Origin of the sequence: Intestinibacillus massiliensis (assembly GCF_900155735.1) — a bacterium.
Taxonomy (GTDB): domain Bacteria; phylum Bacillota; class Clostridia; order Oscillospirales; family Butyricicoccaceae; genus Intestinibacillus; species Intestinibacillus massiliensis.
In genome coordinates, this window is the sequence record NZ_LT707057.1 from 83,960 (window position 1) to 87,508 (window position 3,549).

Sequence of the window (3,549 nt, forward strand, 5' to 3'; positions counted from 1 at the left end):
CCCCGACGCCCGCCGTATTGATATACAGCCCGCCGCGCCCCTCGACGACCTTGGTATCGCCCGCGACGATGCACACGCCCGCCTCCCGCGCGGTGCGCGCCATGGACTGCACAAGCGTTTCCAGAAGCGCCGTGTCCAGCCCTTCTTCCAGGATGAAGCCCGCGGTCAGGTACTTGGGCACCGCGCCCATGCAGCACAGGTCGTTCACCGTGCCGCACACCGCCAGCCGCCCGATGTCCCCGCCCGGGAATTGCAGCGGCTGGACGACAAAGCTGTCCGTCGTCAGCACGATCCCGCCTTCCGGGCGTGGCAGAACCGCGCCGTCCTCCATGCGTCCCAGCACTTCATTCTGGAAGTGCCGCGCAAACACATCGCTGATCAGCGCGCCGGTATCCGCGCCGCCCGCGCCGTGGCGCATTTCAATTTTCATCGGTCTCCCCCCGTCTCCAGATACACAATGCGGCACGCCCCCTCGGGCGACACCATGCACGCGCCGACCGGGCGCCCCGGCGTGCACGCCTTGCCGAACAACGGGCATTCCCGCGAGGGCAGCGCGCCCNCAACACGCAATGCCCGGGCGTCAGCGCGTACGCGGCCAGCTTGTCAATATACGACGTCGGCGTGACGCAGACCGGGCAGCCAGGCCCGGACAGCATCGTAATCCGGCCGGGCAGCAGCGAACGCACGCCGCTTTTGTGCAGCGCGGAGGTATGCGTGCCGCACACCTCCATCAGGCGCAGCGGCCGCCCGCGGTAGCCCGACAGGAACGCGGCCATCTCCCGCTCATTCATGCGCGGCCGCCTCCGCCTCAGCAAACAAATCGGCGAGCGATTCGGCCTCGTCCACGCCCATGGCCTGGATGGCCATGCCCGCATGCACGAGTACATAGTCGCCTACGCGCGCGTCGACCATCGCGAGGCTGACGTCCGCCAGCGTGCCCGCGAAATCCACCCGGGCGCGCCCGCCCGTTATCTCCAGTATTTTGCCCGGAAAGGCAACACACATGACTTTTCACCCTTTCAGAAGCCCCAAATAGGCTTGTCCCAGGCACAGCCCGCCGTCGCCCGGCGGCACTGCGCGGTTATAGTAAACGGCGAACCCGCGCCGCGCCAGTTGCTCTTCGCATCCGGACAGCAGCAGCCGGTTGGCGAACACGCCGCCGGAAAGCGCCACCTGCCGCACCCCGGCGGCTTCTGCCGCGCGCACGGCCAGGCGGATGACCGCCTGATGGAACCCGAGCGCCGCGGCCTCCGGGTCNCGCACGCCCTCCATAAAGAAGCCCTCGTCAAAGTCGAGGTAGGGCGTCAGGTCGATTTTGTTGAGCAGGATCACGTCGGCCTTTTCAAAGGCCAGCGGGTACTTATAGGGCTTGTCGCTGCCGTCCGTCACCGAGACCAGCAGCATCTTGATGTCCTCGCCGATGGAAAACTCGGCCGGGCACACCAAGTTGCCCACGTTTTCGATGAACAGGATGCCGCCCCCGTCCAGCGCCATATTGTGCACCGCGTTGTGCAGCAGCGGCGCGTCCAGATGGCACGCCCCAAAGGTGTTGATCTGGTAGGCCGGGATCCCCTGCTGCCGCAGGCGCGCCGCGTCGATATCGGACTCGATATCGCCCTCGATCACGTAACTCTTGCAGGGCAGGCGGGAAATCAGGCGCTCCAGCGTCGTGGTCTTGCCCGCGCCGGGCGCGCCCATCAGGTTGACGGCAAAAATGCCCTTTTCCGACAGGTAGCCGTTTACATGCTCGGCCACATGGTCGTTTTCCGCGTGGATATCCACCATCACGTCTTTTTTTACTACATGCATACGCTATCCCTCCGTGGTAAGCTCCACGCTCTTTACATAAAATTCCTTGCCGATCTCGGTTGGGTAGCCGTCGCCGCCGCACTGCGGGCAGGCGAAGGAAAACGGCTTGCGCACGAAATACGTCCCGCAGGCGGCGCATTTGAGCTGCGGCCGCACCCGCTCGATGGAGAGCGCCGCGCCTTCGCACGGCGTCCCCTCGGCGATGATATCAAAATACATTTGGATGGATTCCCCGATAAAGCCGGAGTCGTCCCCCACCACGAGGTCGATGCCGCTCACGCGCGCGCCGACCCCCTCAGCCTGCTGGTTCGCGATCTCCACGATCCTCAGGGTGATCGGGTACTCGTGCATGGAAAACCTCCTCGCTCTTTGACGGCGCGGGCTGGGTGTACGCCTTGTCCATATGCAGGCACTTCTTCGGGCAGTTCGTCACGCAGCAGGCGCACTGGATGCAGGAAAAGGGGTTGATCTGCCACGTTTTCGCATTCCGGTCGACCTTTATCGCGTCCGCCGGGCACTTGCGCATGCACATGCCGCAAAAGATGCAGTCGTCGATCTCGATGGCGACCTTGCCGCGCGTATGCTCCGGGTATTCGCGCGGGACGACCGGGTAGGCCGTCGTCGCGGGCTTGCGGAACAGGCTGGCGGCGATCATGCGGCCGAATTTAAATGGTGTCAATTTGTCTGCCTCCTTAACGTTCCGTACAGCTGATGCAGGGGTCGATCGTCAGGATGAGCATCGGCACGTCGGCCAGGTCGCAGCCCTCCAGGGTCTTGACCAGCGACGGAATGTTGATATTCGTCGGCGTGCGCACACGCACGCGGTCGAGGAACTTGGTGCCGTTGCCCTTGGCGTAATAAAGCGCCTCGCCGCGCGGCTGCTCGAGACGCGCGAAGAACTCGCCCTGCGGCATGCCCTTGACCGGCACCGCGATATCGCCCGCCGGGATTTTCTCCGCCGCATGGCAGATCAGCCGGATGGATTCAAAAATCTCGCGGATACGCACGTCGCAGCGCGCGTAGCAGTCGCCCTCCGCCGCGTAGCAGGGCTGGAAGTCCAGGTCCTGGTACGCGCCCTCGGTCTCGACCGTGCGCAGGTCCATCCGCACGCCGCTCGCGCGCGCGACCGNGCAGCGTGCTGTCGTCGATATCGCGCTGCACGCCACCGACCTTGCACACCGAAAAGATGATGCGGCCGCCGGTGGTCTGCTCAAAAATATCGAGCACTTGCTCGCGCAGACGCCAGGAGTGCATAAACAGGCTTTCAAAGCCCATCCCGTCGGCCAGCAGGCCGAGCCACAGCAGGTGGCTGTGGATACGCGAAAGCTCGTGCCAGACCGTGCGCAGGTAACGCGCGCGCGCCGGCACCTCGACGCCCATCATGCCCTCTACCGCCTTGCAGTAGCCCCAGCCGTGGCCGAAGGAGCAGATGCCGCAGATGCGCTCCGCCACATAGACATACTCCGTAAACTCGCGCTTTTCCACGAGCTTTTCCAGGCCGCGGTGCACATAGCCGATCGACGGGATGGCGCGCACGACCTTTTCATCCTCCATCTCCAGATCCAGGTGGATCGGTTCGGGCAGCACCGGGTGCTGCGGCCCAAAGGGGATGACCGTCCTCTTACCCATTGTTTGCGCCCCCTTCCGTTTTATGCCCCGCCTGTTCCGGCTTTGGCGCCGACGCGGCTGCGGCGGGCGCCGATGCGCCGACCGGGCGGACTGCGGAAGCGGCGGCGGCCG

General features: G+C 64.9%; 6 protein-coding genes and 2 pseudogenes. All 8 read right to left on the reverse strand.

Translation table 11 applies throughout. The features are described 5' to 3' along the window. The coding region (locus CZ203_RS06345; protein ID WP_235847471.1) for an AIR synthase related protein at positions 1 to 430 on the reverse strand (430 nt) is incomplete at its 3' end. Continuing rightward, complete coding sequence (locus CZ203_RS15480) at positions 427 to 570, reverse strand: hypothetical protein (RefSeq protein WP_087065434.1); 144 nt, start codon at positions 568 to 570, stop codon at positions 427 to 429. The genes CZ203_RS06345 and CZ203_RS15480, both read right to left, overlap by 4 nt. Then, positions 561 to 776: pseudogene (locus CZ203_RS15605) on the reverse strand (hydrogenase formation protein HypD); the annotation flags it as partial. The gene CZ203_RS15480 and the pseudogene CZ203_RS15605, both read right to left, overlap by 10 nt. 7 nt (positions 777 to 783) lie before the next feature. After that, positions 784 to 1,005, reverse strand: coding sequence for a HypC/HybG/HupF family hydrogenase formation chaperone (locus CZ203_RS06360; RefSeq protein ID WP_087065303.1), 222 nt, complete (start codon positions 1,003 to 1,005; stop codon positions 784 to 786). A 6-nt stretch (positions 1,006 to 1,011) separates the two neighbouring features. Beyond that, on the reverse strand, positions 1,012 to 1,809 hold the full coding sequence (gene hypB, locus CZ203_RS06365) for a hydrogenase nickel incorporation protein HypB (RefSeq protein ID WP_087065304.1): 798 nt from the start codon (positions 1,807 to 1,809) through the stop codon (positions 1,012 to 1,014). 3 nt (positions 1,810 to 1,812) lie between these two features. Further along, complete coding sequence (locus CZ203_RS06370; protein WP_087065305.1) at positions 1,813 to 2,160, reverse strand: hydrogenase maturation nickel metallochaperone HypA/HybF; 348 nt, start codon at positions 2,158 to 2,160, stop codon at positions 1,813 to 1,815. Next, positions 2,105 to 2,488 (reverse strand): 4Fe-4S dicluster domain-containing protein, encoded by a 384-nt coding sequence (locus CZ203_RS06375; protein ID WP_227105896.1) that lies wholly within the window; start codon positions 2,486 to 2,488, stop codon positions 2,105 to 2,107. Before CZ203_RS06375 ends, CZ203_RS06370 begins: the two co-directional genes overlap by 56 nt. Before the next feature lie 13 nt (positions 2,489 to 2,501). Beyond that, positions 2,502 to 3,438: pseudogene (locus CZ203_RS06380) on the reverse strand (hydrogenase large subunit). Between the last annotated feature and the right edge of the window lie 111 nt (positions 3,439 to 3,549).

Bases quoted from the DNA above. Each gene is read 5' to 3' on its own strand.
- CZ203_RS06360 (WP_087065303.1), bottom strand. From the start codon at position 1,005: ATGTGTGTTGCCTTTCCGGGCAAAATACTGGAGATAACGGGCGGGCGC.
- CZ203_RS06370 (WP_087065305.1), bottom strand. From the start codon at position 2,160: ATGCACGAGTACCCGATCACCCTGAGGATCGTGGAGATCGCGAACCAG.